At 56.4% G+C, this 17,454-nt stretch carries 15 protein-coding genes; 11 read left to right on the top strand and 4 right to left on the bottom strand.

The annotated features are described in order from the left end of the window. Window positions 1–11 precede the first annotated feature (11 nt). The 7 genes from kdpB (at window position 12) to potE (ending at window position 10,158) form a co-directional block, all read left to right on the top strand. Window positions 12–2,060 (top strand): potassium-transporting ATPase subunit KdpB, encoded by a 2,049-nt coding sequence (gene kdpB, locus WM95_RS07215; protein ID WP_063409254.1) that lies wholly within the window; start codon window positions 12–14, stop codon window positions 2,058–2,060. A 12-nt stretch (window positions 2,061–2,072) separates the two neighbouring features. Beyond that, window positions 2,073–2,648, top strand: a complete 576-nt coding sequence (gene kdpC / locus WM95_RS07210; protein WP_063409255.1) for a potassium-transporting ATPase subunit KdpC — start codon at window positions 2,073–2,075, stop codon at window positions 2,646–2,648. Further along, window positions 2,649–5,336, top strand: coding sequence for a two-component system sensor histidine kinase KdpD (gene kdpD / locus WM95_RS07205; protein ID WP_063409256.1), 2,688 nt, complete (start codon window positions 2,649–2,651; stop codon window positions 5,334–5,336). Then, complete coding sequence (gene kdpE, locus WM95_RS07200) at window positions 5,333–6,010, top strand: two-component system response regulator KdpE (RefSeq protein ID WP_059446423.1); 678 nt, start codon at window positions 5,333–5,335, stop codon at window positions 6,008–6,010. Before kdpD ends, kdpE begins: the two co-directional genes overlap by 4 nt. A 279-nt stretch (window positions 6,011–6,289) precedes the next feature. Beyond that, entirely contained in the window at window positions 6,290–6,394 is a 105-nt protein-coding gene (gene speFL, locus WM95_RS27135; protein WP_145956709.1) for a leader peptide SpeFL, read from the top strand. A gap of 255 nt (window positions 6,395–6,649) precedes the next feature. Next, window positions 6,650–8,848, top strand: a complete 2,199-nt coding sequence (gene speF, locus WM95_RS07195) for an ornithine decarboxylase SpeF (protein ID WP_063409257.1) — start codon at window positions 6,650–6,652, stop codon at window positions 8,846–8,848. Further along, window positions 8,845–10,158, top strand: coding sequence for a putrescine-ornithine antiporter (gene potE / locus WM95_RS07190; RefSeq protein ID WP_014831099.1), 1,314 nt, complete (start codon window positions 8,845–8,847; stop codon window positions 10,156–10,158). The genes speF and potE overlap by 4 nt, the downstream gene beginning before the upstream one ends. A 143-nt stretch (window positions 10,159–10,301) precedes the next feature. Here the strand turns inward: potE and pgm are convergent, their stop codons facing one another. Together pgm and seqA are read right to left on the bottom strand one after the other, a co-directional pair. After that, window positions 10,302–11,942, bottom strand: coding sequence for a phosphoglucomutase (alpha-D-glucose-1,6-bisphosphate-dependent) (gene pgm, locus WM95_RS07185; RefSeq protein WP_045356603.1), 1,641 nt, complete (start codon window positions 11,940–11,942; stop codon window positions 10,302–10,304). 24 nt (window positions 11,943–11,966) lie between these two features. Further along, window positions 11,967–12,515: a replication initiation negative regulator SeqA gene (seqA, locus tag WM95_RS07180; RefSeq protein WP_008501070.1), complete on the bottom strand. Its 549-nt coding sequence runs from the start codon at window positions 12,513–12,515 to the stop codon at window positions 11,967–11,969. Window positions 12,516–12,698: 183 nt separating this feature from the next. Between seqA and ybfF the strand changes: the two genes are divergently transcribed. The 4 genes from ybfF to fur all read left to right on the top strand — a co-directional run bounded on the left by ybfF (window position 12,699) and on the right by fur (window position 15,311). Then, window positions 12,699–13,472: an esterase gene (gene ybfF, locus WM95_RS07175; protein ID WP_047173424.1), complete on the top strand. Its 774-nt coding sequence runs from the start codon at window positions 12,699–12,701 to the stop codon at window positions 13,470–13,472. A 128-nt stretch (window positions 13,473–13,600) separates the two neighbouring features. Further along, window positions 13,601–13,888, top strand: coding sequence for a LexA regulated protein (gene ybfE, locus WM95_RS07170; RefSeq protein WP_023310772.1), 288 nt, complete (start codon window positions 13,601–13,603; stop codon window positions 13,886–13,888). Window positions 13,889–14,043: 155 nt separating this feature from the next. Next, the gene (gene fldA / locus WM95_RS07165) at window positions 14,044–14,574 is read left to right on the top strand and encodes a flavodoxin FldA (protein WP_008501067.1); all 531 of its coding nucleotides are present in this window, start codon (window positions 14,044–14,046) and stop codon (window positions 14,572–14,574) included. A 290-nt stretch (window positions 14,575–14,864) separates the two neighbouring features. Beyond that, window positions 14,865–15,311 carry a ferric iron uptake transcriptional regulator gene (gene fur / locus WM95_RS07160; RefSeq protein ID WP_023310771.1) on the top strand — a complete coding sequence of 149 codons (447 nt, stop codon included), beginning with the start codon at window positions 14,865–14,867 and terminating at the stop codon, window positions 15,309–15,311. Between the two features lie 140 nt (window positions 15,312–15,451). Here fur and chiQ read toward each other — a convergent pair whose 3' ends face one another. Together chiQ and chiP are read right to left on the bottom strand one after the other, a co-directional pair. Then, complete coding sequence (gene chiQ / locus WM95_RS07155; RefSeq protein ID WP_032668313.1) at window positions 15,452–15,778, bottom strand: ChiQ/YbfN family lipoprotein; 327 nt, start codon at window positions 15,776–15,778, stop codon at window positions 15,452–15,454. 47 nt (window positions 15,779–15,825) lie between these two features. Then, on the bottom strand, window positions 15,826–17,223 hold the full coding sequence (gene chiP / locus WM95_RS07150) for a chitoporin ChiP (RefSeq protein ID WP_023310769.1): 1,398 nt from the start codon (window positions 17,221–17,223) through the stop codon (window positions 15,826–15,828). Between the last annotated feature and the right edge of the window lie 231 nt (window positions 17,224–17,454).

The following is a 17,454-nucleotide window of genomic DNA, read 5'->3' as shown; positions in this document are numbered from 1 at the left end:
GAGAAATTGTCATGAGTCGTAAACAACTGGCCCTGTTCGAACCGTCATTAGTTCGCCAGGCGCTCATGGATGCGGTGAAAAAGCTGAGTCCGCGCGTGCAGTGGCACAACCCAGTGATGTTTATTGTCTGGGCGGGAAGCGTGCTGACCACCGCCCTGGCGATTGCCATGGGTACGGGCCACATGCCGGGAAATGCGATGTTTACCGGCGCCATCAGCCTGTGGCTGTGGTTTACCGTGCTGTTCGCCAACTTTGCGGAAGCGCTGGCGGAAGGCCGGAGTAAAGCCCAGGCCAACAGCCTGAAAGGGGTGAAGAAAACCGCCTTCGCGCGCAAGCTACGTGAACCGAAATACGGCGCGCAGATGGACCACGTTCCGGCGGATGAACTGCGCAAAGGCGATGTGGTGCTGGTGGAAGCCGGGGACATTATCCCTTGCGACGGTGAAGTCATCGAAGGGGGCGCCTCGGTGGACGAAAGCGCCATTACCGGGGAATCCGCGCCGGTTATCCGCGAATCCGGCGGCGATTTCGCCTCCGTGACGGGCGGGACGCGCATTCTCTCCGACTGGCTGGTGATCCAGTGTAGCGTTAACCCGGGGGAAACCTTCCTCGACCGGATGATCGCCATGGTGGAAGGCGCGCAGCGTCGTAAAACGCCGAACGAGATTGCCCTGACCATCCTGCTGGTGGCCCTGACCATCGTCTTCCTGCTGGCAACCGCGACGCTGTGGCCGTTTTCCGCCTATGGCGGCACCGCGGTCACCATCACGGTGCTGGTGGCGCTGCTAGTCTGCCTGATCCCCACCACCATTGGTGGCCTGCTGTCAGCCATCGGCGTAGCCGGCATGAGCCGTATGCTCGGTGCCAACGTCATCGCCACCAGCGGGCGGGCGGTGGAAGCCGCCGGTGACGTGGACGTCTTACTGCTGGATAAAACCGGGACTATTACCCTCGGTAACCGCCAGGCGTCAGATTTCCTGCCCGCCCCGGGCGTGGATGAAAAAACGCTGGCGGATGCCGCACAGCTCTCTTCGCTAGCCGATGAAACCCCGGAAGGCCGCAGTATCGTGATCCTCGCCAAGCAGCGCTTTAACCTGCGCCAGCGCGACGTTCAGAGCCTGCACGCCACTTTCGTGCCCTTCACGGCGCAAACCCGTATGAGCGGCATTAACATTCAGGATCGCATGATCCGTAAAGGCTCTGTTGACGCCATCCGTCGCCACATTGAGGCCAACAACGGCCACTTCCCATCGGAAGTGGACAGCCTGGTCGAAAGCGTGGCCCGTCAGGGGGCGACGCCGCTGGTGGTGGCCGAGGGCGCACACGTGCTGGGGGTGATAGCCCTGAAGGATATCGTCAAAGGCGGCATCAAGGAGCGCTTTGCCCAGCTGCGTAAAATGGGGATCAAAACGGTGATGATCACCGGGGATAACCGTCTTACCGCCGCGGCGATTGCCGCCGAAGCGGGCGTGGATGATTTTCTTTCCGAAGCCACACCGGAAGCGAAACTGGCGCTGATTCGTCAGTATCAGGCGGAAGGCCGTCTGGTGGCGATGACCGGCGACGGTACCAACGACGCCCCAGCCCTGGCGCAGGCCGACGTGGCGGTGGCGATGAACTCCGGTACCCAGGCCGCAAAAGAGGCGGGCAACATGGTCGACCTCGACTCAAACCCGACCAAGCTGATTGAAGTGGTGCACATTGGCAAGCAGATGCTGATGACGCGCGGCTCGCTGACCACGTTCAGTATCGCCAACGACGTGGCGAAATATTTCGCCATCATTCCGGCGGCGTTTGCTGCAACCTACCCGCAGTTAAACGCGTTGAACGTGATGCACCTGCACTCTCCGGCATCGGCCATCCTGAGCGCAGTGATCTTTAACGCTCTGATTATTGTCTTCCTGATCCCGCTCGCGCTGAAAGGCGTGAGCTATAAGCCGCTCACGGCCGCCGCCATGCTGCGCCGCAACCTGTGGATTTACGGGCTGGGCGGGCTGGTGGTGCCCTTCATCGGTATCAAGGTGATCGACCTGCTGTTGACGCTGTTCGGCCTGGTTTAAAAGGTGAATCAAATGACGATGTTACGCCCCGCTATACTTCTGTTTATTCTGCTGTCTCTCATTACCGGCGGGCTGTACCCGCTGGTGACCACCGCGCTGGGCCAGTGGTGGTTTAAGGATCGGGCCAACGGCTCGCTGATTATGCAAAACGGTGAAAACCGCGGTTCGCGCCTGATTGGTCAGAACTTTACGGATGCCCGTTACTTCCAGGGACGCCCTTCCGCCACTGCCGAAAGCCCGTATAATCCGATGGCATCCGGCGGCAGTAACCTGGCGGGCAGCAACCCCGAGCTGGAAAAAGCCGTTGCTGAGCGCGTGGCAGCCCTGCGCGCCGCTAATCCGCAGGCCAGCCGTGAGGTGCCCGTAGAGCTGGTGACCGCCTCGGCCAGCGGGCTGGACTACAGCCTGACGCCGGCAGCCGCGGCATGGCAAATCCCGCGCGTCGCCGCGGCCCGTCAGCTGACCGTCGAGCAGGTTAGCCAGCTGGTTGCAGAGCACACGCAAAAGCCGCTGGTCAGCTTTATCGGCATGCCCGTGGTGAATATTGTTGAGCTGAATCTGGCGCTGGACGCGCTAAGGAAAAACTAAATGACCGACGAGCCCATGCGCCCGGATCCGGACAGGCTGCTTGAACAGACGGCCGAAGCCCATCGCGGCAAACTGAAAATTTTCTTTGGCGCCTGCGCAGGCGTCGGGAAAACCTTCGCCATGCTGACGGAAGCCCAGCGGCTTCGGGCGCAGGGGCTCGATATATTGATAGGCGTGGTAGAAACCCACGGACGCAAAGAGACCGCATCGCTGCTGAAGGGGCTGGCCACCCAGCCGCCCCGCCGTATCAGCCACCGCGGTCGGCTAGTCACCGAATTCGATCTTGATGCCGCCCTCGCCCGCCGTCCCGCCCTTATCCTGATGGACGAACTGGCGCACAGCAATGCGCCAGGCTCGCGCCATCCAAAACGCTGGCAGGATGTTGAAGAGCTGCTTGAAGCCGGCATCGATGTTTTCACGACGGTTAACGTTCAGCATCTGGAGAGCCTGAACGACGTGGTCAGCGGCGTGACCGGGATTCAGGTGCGCGAGACGGTGCCCGACCCCTTCTTTGATTCTGCCGATGAAGTGGTACTGGTCGACCTGCCCCCCGACGATTTGCGCCAGCGCCTGCATGAAGGCAAAGTCTATATCGCCGGCCAGGCCGAGCGCGCCATCGAACATTTCTTCCGTAAAGGTAACCTGATTGCCCTGCGCGAGCTGGCCCTGCGTCGTACTGCCGATCGCGTCGACGATCAGATGCGTGCCTGGCGCGATCTGCAGGGCCAGGAGCGCGTCTGGCATACGCGAGATGCCATCCTGCTGTGCGTAGGGCACGGCAGCGGCAATGAAAAGCTTGTCCGCACCGCCGCGCGCCTGGCGGCCAAATTTGGCAGCGTCTGGCATGCGGTGTATGTCGAAACGCCGCAGCTGCACGCGCTGCCCGAGAACCAGCGCCGCGCGATATTGAGTTCGCTTAGCCTGGCGCAGGAGCTGGGTGCCGAAACCGCCACCCTTTCCGACCCTCAGGAAGATAAAGCTATTTTGCGCTATGCCCGTGAGCACAATCTGGGGAAAATCGTGATTGGCCGTCGCCAGCATCGCCGCTGGTTTAGCCGCGAATCGTTTGCCGACAAGCTGGCCCGCCGCGCACCGGATCTGGACCTGGTGATCGTGGCGCTGGATGATAAGCCCACGCCGTTACCCAGCCGCGCGCCGGACAGCCGTGCCTTCAGCGATAAATGGCGCATTCAGCTGCGCGGCTGTCTTGTCGCCGTCGTGCTCTGCGCCCTGATTACCGTGATTGCCAGCCAGTGGCTGATCGCGTTTGATGCCGCCAACCTGGTGATGATCTACCTGCTTGGCGTAGTGGTGGTGGCGCTCTTTTACGGGCGCTGGCCGTCGGTACTGGCGACGGTGATCAACGTCATCAGCTTCGATCTGTTCTTTATTGCTCCGCGAGGGACGCTCGCGGTGTCGGACGTACAGTACATTCTTACCTTCGCGGTGATGCTCACCGTCGGGCTGGTGATCGGGAATCTGACGGCGGGCGTGCGCTACCAGGCGCGTATTGCCCGCTATCGCGAGCAGCGCACGCGCCATCTCTATGAGATGTCGAAATCGCTGGCGGTGGGACGCACGCCGCTGGATATCGTGCAGACCAGCGAGCAGTTTATTCGCTCGACGTTTCATGCCAGCAACCTGATTTTGCTCCCGGACGAGCACGGCAAGCTGCGCCCGCTAACGTCAGCCTCAGGCATGACGCCCTGGGACGAAGCCATCGCGCGCTGGAGCTTTGACAAAGGGTTACCTGCGGGCGCAGGGACCGACACCCTGCCCGGCGTGCCCTATCAAATTCTGCCGCTGCGCAGCGCCGATAAAAATCAGGGGCTGGTGATTGTTGAGCCCTCAAACCTGCGCCAGCTGATGATCCCCGAACAGCAGCGGCTGCTGGAGACCTTTACGCTGCTGGTTGCCAGCGCGCTGGAGCGGCTGGCCCTCACCGCCAGCGAAGAACAGGCCCGGCTGGCGAGCGAGCGTGAAAGCATTCGTAACTCGCTGCTGGCGGCGCTGTCTCACGATCTGCGAACCCCGCTCACCGTCCTGTTTGGTCAGTCAGAAATTCTGACGCTGGACCTGGCGTCGGAAGGCTCTAAACACGCGCTTCAGGCCAGCGAGATCCGCCAGCATGTGCTGAATACCACGCGTCTGGTGAATAACCTGCTCGATATGGCGCGTATCCAGTCAGGCGGTTTTAACCTCAAAAAAGAGTGGCTCACGCTTGAAGAGGTGGTGGGCAGCGCTCTGAAAATGCTTGAACCCGGCCTGGGCGGGCGGCATATTGCGCTGAACATGCCCGAGCCCCTGACCTTAATTCACGTTGATGGTCCGCTGTTTGAACGGGTGCTGATCAACCTGCTGGAAAATGCCGGCAAATATGCTGGCGCCAGCGCGCAAATAGGCGTGGATGCGATGGTGGACGACGGCACGCTTCACCTTGACGTCTGGGATACCGGCCCCGGCATTCCCGCCGGGCAGGAGTTGGCTATTTTCGAAAAATTCGCGCGCGGCAATAAGGAGTCGGCCATTCCGGGCGTGGGGCTGGGGCTGGCGATTTGCCAGGCGATCATTGACGTCCACGGCGGGTCCATCTCCGCAGAGAATCGTCCCGAAGGCGGCGCGCGGTTTTGTGTTACACTTCCTCTTGAAACCCCGCCAGAACTTAATGAATTACCAGAGGATTTGTGATCAACGTTCTGATTGTTGAAGATGAGATCGCCATTAGCCGTTTTCTGCGCGCTGCGCTGGAAGGGGACGGTCTGCGCGTTCATGATGCGGGTACGCTTCAGCGGGGTTTAATTGAAGCCGCCACCCGCAAGCCGGACCTGGTGATCCTCGATCTTGGACTCCCGGACGGCGACGGCATCGATTTTATTCGTGAAGTCCGCCAGTGGAGCCAGATGCCGATCCTCGTGCTCTCCGCGCGTACGGAAGAGATGGATAAAATCGCGGCGCTGGATGCCGGGGCGGATGACTATCTGATTAAACCTTTTGGTATCGGCGAACTACAGGCTCGCCTTCGCGTGGCGCTGCGTCGCCACAGCGCCACCACGCCTGCTGACCCAACCTACACGTTTGGGGATATCCGGGTTGACCTGGCCGCGCGGCGTATTGTGCGCGGTGAAGAAGAAATCCATTTGACGCCAATAGAATTTCGCCTGCTCGCCGTTCTGCTCAACAACCACGGCAAGGTTCTCACCCAACGCCAGCTGCTAAGTCAGGTGTGGGGGCCCAACGCGGTGGAACATAGTCATTATTTACGCATATATATGGGACATCTTCGTCAGAAACTCGAAGTTGATCCCGCTCGCCCTCGCCATTTATTAACTGAAACCGGTATCGGTTATCGGTTTATGCTTTGAATAACTATTCATTTTATTTTTAAATAAAATCAAAATACCTCAGAAAATATTTCATAAATAACCCATGCATTATTTTTACGGGTTATTCTTGTTCATTTAAAACATTGATAACACAACCTGTTAACGTAACACCAACAAATCAGAATTTTGATCTGCGATATTCATCTAAAACGAATATTTATTTCTGATTTGATCGGTTAACGGTGATCTACCTCACGGTTAATCGCCTTTTCCTGGATAAAATGACCATGCTTTCAATTACTGAAAGGAAAATGAAACATGGAAAACAACAATCGCTTAATGCCCCATATAAGGCGGACAACACATATCATGATGTTTGCCCACCGAAGCTGCTTTGACTTTCATCTCTTTAATGCCCGGTAGTCCTTCGACTTCTGGCGCACCCGCTTACAGGTTATCCTGAAACACCTTATTTTACAGGCCATTGCCTGTGAACTCGTGCGCTCATTCATTTTAATTCAGACTCATCCGCACCGGGCGGACTGAATTTCAATCATTAAAAAAGCAATTCACTGATTTTAATCAGCGGCCACCCTTTGCTTTTTTTTCCGGTAAATTATCGATTTCTTTCTTGCAGGAAATCGAGGGACGCCTATTACCTAAAATAAAGAGAGAAAGATGAAAAGTTTAAAAATCGCAGCCAGCCGTGCATGTCCGGATTGCTTTACTACCCAGCGTGAACTGGTAGATGTCCGTGCCTCTGATTATATTGATGTTGCCGCCATTGTTCTGGCGGTCACGGATATTGCCAGCGGTATCCTGGACGAAATAGAAGCCACCGGTTTTGGCATTCCTGTTTTTGTCGCGACGCACAAAGAGGAATTCATTCCGGCAGACTATTTATCGCGCATTCACGGCGTATTTGAGTATTCAGATACCAGCAACGACTTTTATGGACGCCAGCTGGAAGCGGCAGCCCAGAAGTATGAAACCCAGCTGCGCCCGCCGTTTTTCCGCGCCCTGGTCGACTATGTGAAGCAGGGCAACAGCGCGTTTGACTGCCCGGGGCATCAGGGTGGCCAGTTCTTCCGCCGTCATCCTGCCGGTAATCAGTTTGTCGATTTCTTTGGTGAGACGCTTTTCCGCTCCGACCTGTGTAACGCCGACGTGGCGATGGGCGATTTGCTGATCCACGAAGGCGCGCCGTGCATCGCCCAGCAGCATGCGGCAAAGGTCTTTAATGCCGATAAGACCTACTTCGTGCTGAATGGAACCTCATCATCCAACAAAGTGGTGCTTAACGCCCTGCTCACCCCGGGCGACCTGGTGCTGTTTGACCGTAACAACCACAAGTCTAACCATCACGGTGCCCTCCTCCAGGCTGGCGCAACGCCGGTCTATCTGGAAACCGCGCGCAACCCGTACGGCTTTATTGGCGGCATTGACGCCCACTGTTTTGAAGAGAGCTACCTGCGCGAGCTGGTGACAGAGGTGGCGCCGGGCCGTGCACGCGATGCGCGTCCGTTCCGCCTGGCGGTGATCCAGCTGGGTACCTACGATGGCACCATCTATAACGCCCGTCAGGTGGTGGATAAGATTGGGCATCTGTGTGATTACATCCTGTTTGACTCCGCCTGGGTGGGTTACGAGCAGTTTATTCCGATGATGGCCGACTGCTCTCCGCTGCTGCTGGAGCTGAACGAAAACGATCCGGGGATCCTGGTCACCCAGTCCGTGCATAAACAGCAGGCCGGCTTCTCGCAGACCTCGCAAATCCATAAGAAAGACAGCCATATCAAAGGGCAACAGCGCTATGTCCCGCACAAGCGGCTGAACAATGCCTTTATGATGCACGCCTCCACCAGCCCGTTTTATCCGCTGTTCGCTGCGCTGGACATTAACGCCCGTATGCATGAAGGCCAGAGCGGCCGCAACATGTGGATGGACTGCGTGGTGAACGGTATCGAAGCGCGCAAGCTGATCCTGGAGAACTGCCGGTATCTGCGCCCCTTCGTGCCGGAAACGGTGGATGGCCGCCCGTGGGAAAGCTGGGACACGGCGGAAATTGCGACCGATCTGCGCTTCTTCCACTTCGTACCGGGTGAAAACTGGCACGCTTTTGAAGGCTACGCTGAGCATCAGTATTTTATCGACCCGTGCAAGCTCCTGCTGACCACACCGGGCATCAACGCCCGCACCGGGGAGTATGACGACTTCGGCGTGCCCGCCACTATCCTTGCCAACTTCCTGCGTGAAAACGGCATCGTGCCGGAAAAATGCGATCTCAACTCGATCCTGTTCCTGCTCACGCCTGCGGAAGATATGGGCAAACTGCAACAGCTGGTGGCGCAGCTGGTGCGCTTCGAAAAACTGCTCGAGAGCGATGTTCCGCTGAAAGACGTCCTGCCTTCTCTCTACAAACAACATCCGGAACGTTACGCGGATTACACCCTGCGCCAGATCTGCCAGGAGATGCATGACCTGTACGCCCGCCACAACGTGAAACAGCTGCAGAAAGAGATGTTCCGCAAGTCTCACTTCCCGCGCGTGATGATGAACCCGCAGGACGCGAACTACGCCTATCTGCGCGGTGAAGTTGAACTGGTCTCCCTGCGCGACGCGGAAGGCCGCATCGCCGCCGAAGGCGCGCTCCCTTATCCACCGGGGGTATTGTGCGTGGTTCCAGGGGAAGTCTGGGGCGGTTCCGTGCTGCGCTACTTTGCCGCGCTGGAAGAAGGCATCAACCTTCTGCCGGGCTTCGCGCCGGAGCTGCAGGGTGTGTACGTCGAGGAGTGTGAGGGTCGCAAAGAGGTTCGCTGTAACGTCATCAAACAACCCGCCGCTCAGCCCGCGCTGCTGAAAGGAGAGAAATTATGAGTAAGTCCAATAAGATGGGCGTGGTGCAGCTGACCATCCTCACCATGGTGAACATGATGGGCTCCGGGATTATCATGCTGCCCACCAAACTGGCAGAGGTGGGTACCATCTCTATCATCTCCTGGCTGGTGACGGCAGTCGGTTCAATGGCGCTGGCGTGGGCGTTCGCCAAGTGCGGGATGTTCAGCCGTAAGTCAGGCGGCATGGGCGGCTATGCCGAATATGCCTTTGGCAAGTCGGGCAACTTTATGGCCAACTACACCTACGGCGTGTCGCTGCTGATCGCCAACGTGGCGATTGCCATCTCCGCCGTGGGCTACGGTACGGAGCTGTTTGGCGCGACGCTCAGTCCTGTGCAAATTGGGCTGGCGACCATCGGAGTGCTGTGGATCTGCACCGTGGCTAACTTTGGCGGCGCGCGTATCACCGGACAGCTATCCAGCATCACCGTCTGGGGCGTGATTATCCCGGTTGTCGGCCTGTGCATCATCGGCTGGTTCTGGTTTAGCCCGACGCTCTACGCCAACTCCTGGAACCCGCACCATGTGCCGTTCTTTACCGCGGTCGGCTCTTCTATCGCCATGACGCTCTGGGCCTTCCTGGGTCTGGAATCCGCCTGCGCGAACGCGGAAGTGGTAGAGAATCCTGAAAAGAACGTGCCGATTGCGGTCCTCGGCGGCACGCTGGGCGCGGCGGTGATCTATATCGTCTCGACTAACGTGATTGCCGGGATTGTGCCAAACATGGATCTGGCAAACTCTACAGCGCCGTTTGGGCTGGCCTTCGCGCAGATGTTCACGCCGGAAGTCGGGAAGGTGATTATGGGTCTGATGGTGATGTCCTGCTGCGGTTCACTCCTCGGCTGGCAGTTCACCATCGCACAGGTGTTTAAATCCTCGGCTGATGAAGGTTACTTCCCAAAAATCTTCTCCCGCGTGACCAAAGCGGATGCGCCGGTGCAGGGCATGCTGGCGATTGTCATCTTCCAGAGCGGATTGTCGCTGATGACTATTAGCCCGTCGCTGAACAGCCAGTTCAACGTGCTGGTCAACCTGGCGGTGGTGACGAACATCATTCCGTATATTCTGTCGATGGCAGCGCTGGTGATCATCCAGAAGGTGGCGAAGGTGGATCCCCGCAAAGCGCGTGCGGCCAATATCGTGGCGCTGATTGGGGCAATCTACAGCTTCTATGCGCTCTACTCATCCGGCCAGGAAGCGATGCTCTACGGGGCAATGGTGACCTTTATGGGCTGGACGCTGTACGGTCTGGTGTCACCGCGGTTTGAATTGAAGAATAAGCATAGTTAAAAAAAGCCCAGTGGCTCTAGCGCTTACCGGGCCTTCGAGGTCAAAGCAAAACGGCAACCCATGGGTTGCCGCTTTTAGTGTTTTCTCCCTCTCCCTATGGGAGAGGGCCGGGGTGAGGGCATCAGCCCGCACCCATACCGCACTTACGCGTTTTTCAGCACTTCGCTGACAATCTCTACCGCTTCTTTCTCAATCTGCTGACGGTGCTCAGCGCCGAGGAAGCTTTCGCAATAGATTTTGTACGCATCTTCCGTACCGGACGGACGCGCGGCGAACCAGCCGTTCTCGGTCATCACTTTCAGACCACCAATGGATGCGCCGTTGCCCGGTGCCGCCGTCAGACGAGCAGTGATCGGATCGCCCGCCAGGGTGCTTGCGCTGACCATCTCAGGAGAGAGTTTGGACAGGGCCGCTTTCTGGGCTGACGTCGCGCCAGCCTGAATACGGTTATAGCTTGGTGCACCAAAGCGTGCCGCCAGGTCGTTGTAGTGTTCCTGCGGGTTCTTACCGGTGACAGCGGTGATTTCCGCCGCCAGCAGGCACATGATGATGCCGTCTTTATCGGTTGACCATGGCGTGCCGTCGAAACGCAGGAAAGATGCGCCCGCGCTCTCTTCACCGCCGAAGCCGAAGCTGCCGTCGTGCAGACCATCAACGAACCATTTGAAGCCGACCGGCACTTCCACCAGTTTGCGACCCAGCGCCTCGACCACGCGGTCGATCATCGCGGAGGAAACCAGCGTTTTACCGACGGCCACCTCTTTGCCCCACTGCGGGCGGTGCTGGAACAGATAGTTAATTGCAACAGCCAGATAGTGGTTCGGGTTCATCAGCCCGGCAGGGGTGACGATACCGTGACGGTCATAATCCGGGTCGTTAGCAAACGCCAGATCGAATTTATCACGCAGCGCCAGCAGGCCCGCCATCGCGCACTCGGAGGAGCAGTCCATACGGATCGCGCCGTCTTTGTCCAGGTGCATAAAGCGGAAGGTCTGATCGACGTGATCGTTCACGATGGTCAGATCCAGCTTGTAATGCTCGGCGATACGTTTCCAGTATTCGATACCGGAGCCGCCCAGCGGATCCACGCCCAGCTTCAGCCCGGCTTTCTGGATGGCCGCCATATCGACGATATCCGCCAGCCCTTCCACGAACGGCTGAACCAGATCCTGCTCTTTCACGTGACCGGACGCCATGGCAGCATCCAGAGAAATGCGCTTCACGCCTTTCAGACCGTCAGCCAGCAGCGCGTTCGCACGATCTTCCACCACTTTGGTGACGTTAGTATCGGCCGGGCCGCCGTTAGGCGGGTTGTATTTGATACCACCGTCTTCCGGCGGGTTGTGGGATGGCGTGATAACGATACCGTCAGCCAGCGCGCCACCTTTTTTGTTGTGCACCAGGATGGCGTTAGAGACCGCAGGGGTTGGGGTGAAGCCATTGTTCTCCTGAACAATCACGTCGACGCCGTTTGCCGCCAGCACTTCCACAACAGAGATGAACGCCGGTTCAGACAAGGCATGGGTATCTTTCCCCACGTAGCACGGACCGGTAACGCCGTTTTTAGCGCGCTCTTCCGCAATGGCCTGAGCAATGGCCAGAATGTGCGGTTCGTTAAAGCTGTGGCGCGCCGCGCTGCCGCGGTGACCGGATGTACCAAACTTCACTGCGTGTTCTGCGTTGCCCACGACCGGTTTCAGCACATAATACTGCGCGGTCAGCTGAGCGACGTTAATCAAATCGCTTTGTTGTGCAGGTTGGCCTGCACGGCTGTGATTTGCCATTACCGGGTCCTTCTGATGCAAGGGTTAAATTGTACCGCAAACCTTTTCAATCAATTCCGCCGGGAACTGCATGGACTGCATGATGTGTTCAATCATGCTGCACTTGCGGCCCGTATTGGTATTGGTGATCACCCAGTACGGGGTGCCAGGAACATGTTTGGGTTTGGTTTGATTGCCATTTTGCAGCAGCGTCTGCTCGTCGCCTGCGAAATAGACGCGAGTACGGCCGTGAAGCGACTCGGTCGCTTCAGCAAACGCTTTGTTATCCAGTGAGTAAAGTGTAGACAGCACCAGCATAAAGCGGTTAACGGCCTTTTTCTGCTCCGCGTATTCATCGGAGAGCAGCAGCTCGCGCATCGCGCGCACTTTATCTTTTGCCGGCGTCACGGCAGGTTTTGCTTGTGCAACAACGCTCGGCTGAGACACGACATCTTTGGTGACTGGGGTAGCAGGCTGTGAAGCGGCGGAAATTTTAAGCATGCGCCGTAAAATGTCGGACGCGCTCTCCCCGATATGCCGCGTCTGGCTGGCAATATACTGATAGAGTTCGTCATCAACTTCGATTGTTTTCATCTTAATCCAGTGCGATATCTTATCTGAATACAAGTCATTGGGATTATAAGGTCAAATCCCAACAGCGGATAGCGTCAAACCAGGTTGGCAGCAAAAGTCAGATTAAACTGGAACCTTGCAGCCGGGCGGCAGAATGGTCAACATGATACCCTAACCTGACATACGTAAAAAAAGAACTTTGCCATGAAATTGAATACCCGAGCGCAAACTGCACAATCGCCGAACAATAATTCTCCCATCGTACTGGTTCACGGGCTTTTTGGTAGTCTGGATAACCTGGGCGTGCTGGCGCGCGATCTGGTTACCGACCACGATATTTTACAGGTCGATATGCGCAATCATGGTCTTTCCGGGCGTTCCGACGAGATGACCTACGCGGCGATGGCGCAGGATCTGCTGGATACGCTGGATGCCCACGACCTGCAAAAGGTGACCCTCATCGGGCATTCAATGGGTGGCAAAGCGGTGATGGCCCTGACGGCACTGGCCCCGGACCGTATTAGCGGCCTGGTGGTGATTGACGTCGCGCCCGTGGATTATGACGTTCGCCGTCACGACGAGATTTTTGCCGCTATTAATGCGGTCACAGAAGCGGGTGTCGCGACGCGCCAACAGGCGGCTGCCGTAATGCGTGAGCATCTTAATGAAGAAGGCGTCGTTCAGTTTCTGCTGAAGTCGTTTGTTGACGGGCAATGGCGTTTTAACGTGCCGGTGCTCTGGGACCAGTACAATAACATCGTCGGCTGGGAAACCGTCCCCGCCTGGCCATACCCCACTCTCTTTATTCGCGGCGGCAACTCGCCTTACGTTACCGACGCGTACCGCGACACGCTGCTGGCCCAATTCCCGCAGGCTCGCGCCCACGTGATTGCCGGTGCCGGGCACTGGGTGCATGCGGAAAAACCGGATGCTGTGCTGCGCGCCATTCGCCGCTATCTCGCTGATACTGCAAATTGATTAAAAAGAAAGCGACTGGAAGGCTGCAGGCGTCCAGTCGTTGGCGTGCCGTTTTTGGTGATGTATGATGGCGCGCTTATCGCCCGGGCATTAGCAGGGCGGCGTGTTTCCCCCGAAGTCTCAGAATCATGGCCAAAGAACAAACGGACCGTACGACACTAGATCTGTTCGCGAATGAGCGTCGCCCGGGACGACCCAAGACGAATCCGCTTTCGCGCGATGAACAGCTGCGTATCAATAAACGCAACCAGCTTAAACGCGATAAAAATCGTGGGCTTAAGCGTGTCGAACTGAAGCTCAACGCCGACGCGGTCGATGCACTTAATGAGCTGGCCGAGGCCCGAAATATCAGCCGTAGCGAGCTCATTGAAGAGATGCTGATCGCCCAGCTTGAGACGTTGCGCGGCCAGGCATAAGTCTGAAAATTCCCTTAATTACCCTTTTCATGTAGCACAGAGTGCAGTCCTGCGCGATAGCTGTTTCCGCAGGGTTGCCAGTTCTGCTATTATTGCCCTTATCCGTGGCCAAATTGCGCCACCATACTATTAAGTTTCAAGAGGTTATTTTACTCATGGCAATCATCGGCATTTTCTTTGGCAGTGATACCGGCAATACCGAAAATATCGCGAAAAACATTCAAAAACAGCTCGGTAAAGACGTTGCTGATGTGCATGACATCGCCAAGAGCAGCAAAGAAGATCTCGAAGGCTATGACATTCTGCTGCTGGGCATTCCAACCTGGTACTACGGTGAAGCCCAGTGCGACTGGGATGATTTTTTCCCGACGCTGGAAGAAGTGGACTTCAACGGTAAGCTGGTCGCCCTTTTTGGCTGTGGCGATCAGGAAGACTACGCCGAATACTTCTGTGACGCGCTGGGCACCATCCGCGATATCATTGAGCCGAACGGCGCGGTTATCGTAGGTCACTGGCCGACCGCCGGTTACCACTTCGAAGCGTCTAAAGGCCTGGCCGATGACGATCATTTCGTGGGTCTGGCCATCGACGAAGACCGTCAGCCAGAGCTGACCGCAGAGCGTGTTGAGAAGTGGGTTAAGCAGATCCGCGAGGAACTGCACCTGGATGATATTCTGAACGCCTGATTTTATCGCGGCGCAACTGCGGTTGCGCCCATGCCCCAGGTCAAACCGATTAAATTAATCGCTACAATCTTTTAACTTTTTCGCCCAGACCTGTACAATGTCTCCCTGATAAAACGTGGTTTTCCATTGAGCAAGTTTGTTGGTGATACCACGTTTTTATAAGCATATTTTGCCTGAGACTTGCAGTTTTCATTTAGCCATGGCAGTTCTATAATGAGACGCATTATCCCGGGTGCATTTTCTGTCACTTCCTACAGAAGTGAATCGTTTAGCAACAGGACAGATTCCGCATGACTGACAACAATACCGCATTAAAGAAGGCTGGCCTGAAAGTTACGCTTCCTCGGTTAAAAATCCTTGAAGTGCTTCAGGGTCCAGACAATCACCATGTCAGTGCGGAAGACCTCTATAAACGTCTTATCGACATGGGTGAAGAGATCGGGCTGGCTACCGTCTATCGCGTGCTGAACCAGTTTGATGACGCGGGCATTGTTACCCGTCATAATTTCGAAGGCGGTAAATCTGTTTTCGAACTGACCCAGCAGCAGCACCACGATCACCTGATCTGCCTCGATTGCGGCAAGGTCATTGAATTCAGCGATGATTCCATTGAATCACGCCAGCGTGAAATCGCGGCGCGTCATGGCATCCGCCTGACGAACCACAGCCTGTATCTTTACGGTCACTGCGCTGAAGGCGACTGCCGCGAAGACGACCACGCGCACGACGCGAAATAATCAGTATTCATACTCTGAGCCAGCCGCAAGGTTGGCTTTTTTTTTGCCTGAAAAAGCCCGGTGGCGCTGCGCTTACCGGGCCCACGGGCTATGACACCTTTGTAGGCCCGGCAAGCGCAGCGCCACCGGGCGTAAAGCACTTATTTATTGTTATTGCGTATCTCGTTCCAGATCTTATCGCAACGCTTCGCCACTTCCTGATCGTTACCGGTTTTACGCGCCTGGATACAGGCCTGGTAATCCATCACGCGGACGTTCTCCTGCGTCGCGAACTGCTCATGCGCTTTCTCTTTCTTCAGCACGTTCAGCACGCTCTGACAGGCTTGAATTTTCTCCGGCGATCCTTCCGCAGTATTTATGCAGGCGCTATACGCCTCCTTCAGACGGGAGTCCTCTTTCGGCGCCTGATTCTGAGCACACGCCACCAGCCCTGATGCCAGCAACGCGACGATTACGATTTTTTTCATCATGTGCAGTCTCCATACCGGCGGGACTCAGCCCGCCGGTGCGTTCATCAGAAGATGGTGAATGGGGCAATAACCATGAATTTCACGTCACGTTCATCCTGGAAGATGTTGCCGTAACCGCCCGCATAGCTCGGGATATCGGAGTGGTTGTCATACTGAGTGAAGTGCAGTTTGAACATCGTGCCTTTCGCGCGGCCATCCTGCAGGGTATAGATAGCATCGAGGCTGTAGGAAGACTCTTTCAGGCGATAGTTAGGATCGTAGTATGCGTCCGGCGTGGCCATATCGGCAGGTTTTGCGTCCCAGGCGTAAGCGTAAGAGGCACCCACGGCCCAGCCCGGCAGATTCCAGTTTTTCAGGTCATACATTGCGCCAAAGAAGACCGCTTTCTCGCCGTCGGCGTTGAAGTCAGAGCGGTTATCCCACCAGATATCAAGACGACCGTTGGAGGAGGCGTAGGTCGGGGTCATACGCTGCAGGAAGTAGCCCTGCTGCCCTTCCGCCTTCACCCATGTGCCTTCCAGACGTAAATCAACCTGACCGACCTTGTAGCCGAAGGTTAACGCCTGCAGCCACGCGGTGCCGTCATAAATGTCGTTGACGCCACCGTTGCTGACCTTGTCGCGCGTACCGTAGAACTGGTAGCTGGTGCTCAGCGGGCTACCCGCGACATCGAATTTATAGCTGGCCTTGGCAAAATACTGATCGACATAGCCTTGTGCCTGACCGAATGCCGCTTCAAGCACCAGATCGTTTTTGAAGTCGTACTTCGCGCCCAGCGAGTGCAGGTAATCGACTTTGGTTTTTTTATCGTTCTGGTAGAACTTGTCCATTTCAATGTGCCACGGCGCTTTGTACTCGTTGGTCCACATATAGGAGAAGCTCAACGCCCCCGCGTCACCGTAGTCAAAATTCGCCCCGGCTTCCGCACCCTGATAGGTACCCGGCATAAAGCTCCAGTGCGGCGCTAACAGAGTCTGACCGGTTGGCTGAATATAACCACCGCGCGCCCAAACCGGACCGTATTTAAATTTTGCAGCGGCTTTATAAAGGCTGATACCGCTCTTATCCCCGGACCAGTCTTCTTTATAGGCTTTGTTGCTGGAGGAGAAGGCAATTTCGTTCGGGTGGGCGCTGTCACCGTTTTCCGCCATTTCAATCGCGGTAAACGCAGCAATATCCAGACCGAACATATCCGCGGCATAGCCTGACTGGAAGTCCAGGTTGGCGTTCCAGGTGGAGTGAGAAAGGTTAGTTTTGTATTTGTCTTCGGTGACGTCTTTACGGTCACGTTCACGCTGCCAGTAATAAATACCGCCCGTGAGGGTAGAATCGTCGATGAAGCCTGCCGCTTTCGCCTCTGGTGTCACCACCAGGCCCGACATTGCTGTCACACCGGCAATAGCCAGCGCCAGCGCACTACGTTTGCCACTGAACGTACGCATAGATTATTCCTCTTTGACGAATTAAAACGCCTGAAGCGGCGTAAATAAAAAAGACCAAATGGTCAGGGGTAGTTTTAAATACCCTCGAATTAACTACCGTCTTTAGGTTATTTTTCGCGACGCGAATTATCAATGCTTTTTAGCGGGCAAAAGTCAGGATTATGACGAAGTGCACATAATTGGTAGTGATTTGTAACATTCGCAGAGAGGCGAGCAATGGCGGGGAATTAT

This window comes from Enterobacter cloacae complex sp. ECNIH7, assembly GCF_002208095.1.
GTDB lineage: Bacteria > Pseudomonadota > Gammaproteobacteria > Enterobacterales > Enterobacteriaceae > Enterobacter > Enterobacter cloacae_M.
The sequence above is the reverse complement of the archived record's forward strand: the minus strand, read 5'-3'. Positions and strand labels throughout refer to the sequence as shown.

Bases quoted from the DNA above. Each gene is read 5' to 3' on its own strand.
- kdpB (WP_063409254.1), top strand. From the start codon at position 12: ATGAGTCGTAAACAACTGGCCCTGTTCGAACCGTCATTAGTTCGCCAG.
- kdpC (WP_063409255.1), top strand. From the start codon at position 2,073: ATGACGATGTTACGCCCCGCTATACTTCTGTTTATTCTGCTGTCTCTC.
- kdpD (WP_063409256.1), top strand. From the start codon at position 2,649: ATGACCGACGAGCCCATGCGCCCGGATCCGGACAGGCTGCTTGAACAG.
- speFL (WP_145956709.1), top strand. From the start codon at position 6,290: ATGGAAAACAACAATCGCTTAATGCCCCATATAAGGCGGACAACACAT.
- speF (WP_063409257.1), top strand. From the start codon at position 6,650: ATGAAAAGTTTAAAAATCGCAGCCAGCCGTGCATGTCCGGATTGCTTT.
- potE (WP_014831099.1), top strand. From the start codon at position 8,845: ATGAGTAAGTCCAATAAGATGGGCGTGGTGCAGCTGACCATCCTCACC.
- pgm (WP_045356603.1), bottom strand. From the start codon at position 11,942: ATGGCAAATCACAGCCGTGCAGGCCAACCTGCACAACAAAGCGATTTG.
- seqA (WP_008501070.1), bottom strand. From the start codon at position 12,515: ATGAAAACAATCGAAGTTGATGACGAACTCTATCAGTATATTGCCAGC.
- ybfF (WP_047173424.1), top strand. From the start codon at position 12,699: ATGAAATTGAATACCCGAGCGCAAACTGCACAATCGCCGAACAATAAT.
- ybfE (WP_023310772.1), top strand. From the start codon at position 13,601: ATGGCCAAAGAACAAACGGACCGTACGACACTAGATCTGTTCGCGAAT.
- fldA (WP_008501067.1), top strand. From the start codon at position 14,044: ATGGCAATCATCGGCATTTTCTTTGGCAGTGATACCGGCAATACCGAA.
- fur (WP_023310771.1), top strand. From the start codon at position 14,865: ATGACTGACAACAATACCGCATTAAAGAAGGCTGGCCTGAAAGTTACG.
- chiQ (WP_032668313.1), bottom strand. From the start codon at position 15,778: ATGAAAAAAATCGTAATCGTCGCGTTGCTGGCATCAGGGCTGGTGGCG.
- chiP (WP_023310769.1), bottom strand. From the start codon at position 17,223: ATGCGTACGTTCAGTGGCAAACGTAGTGCGCTGGCGCTGGCTATTGCC.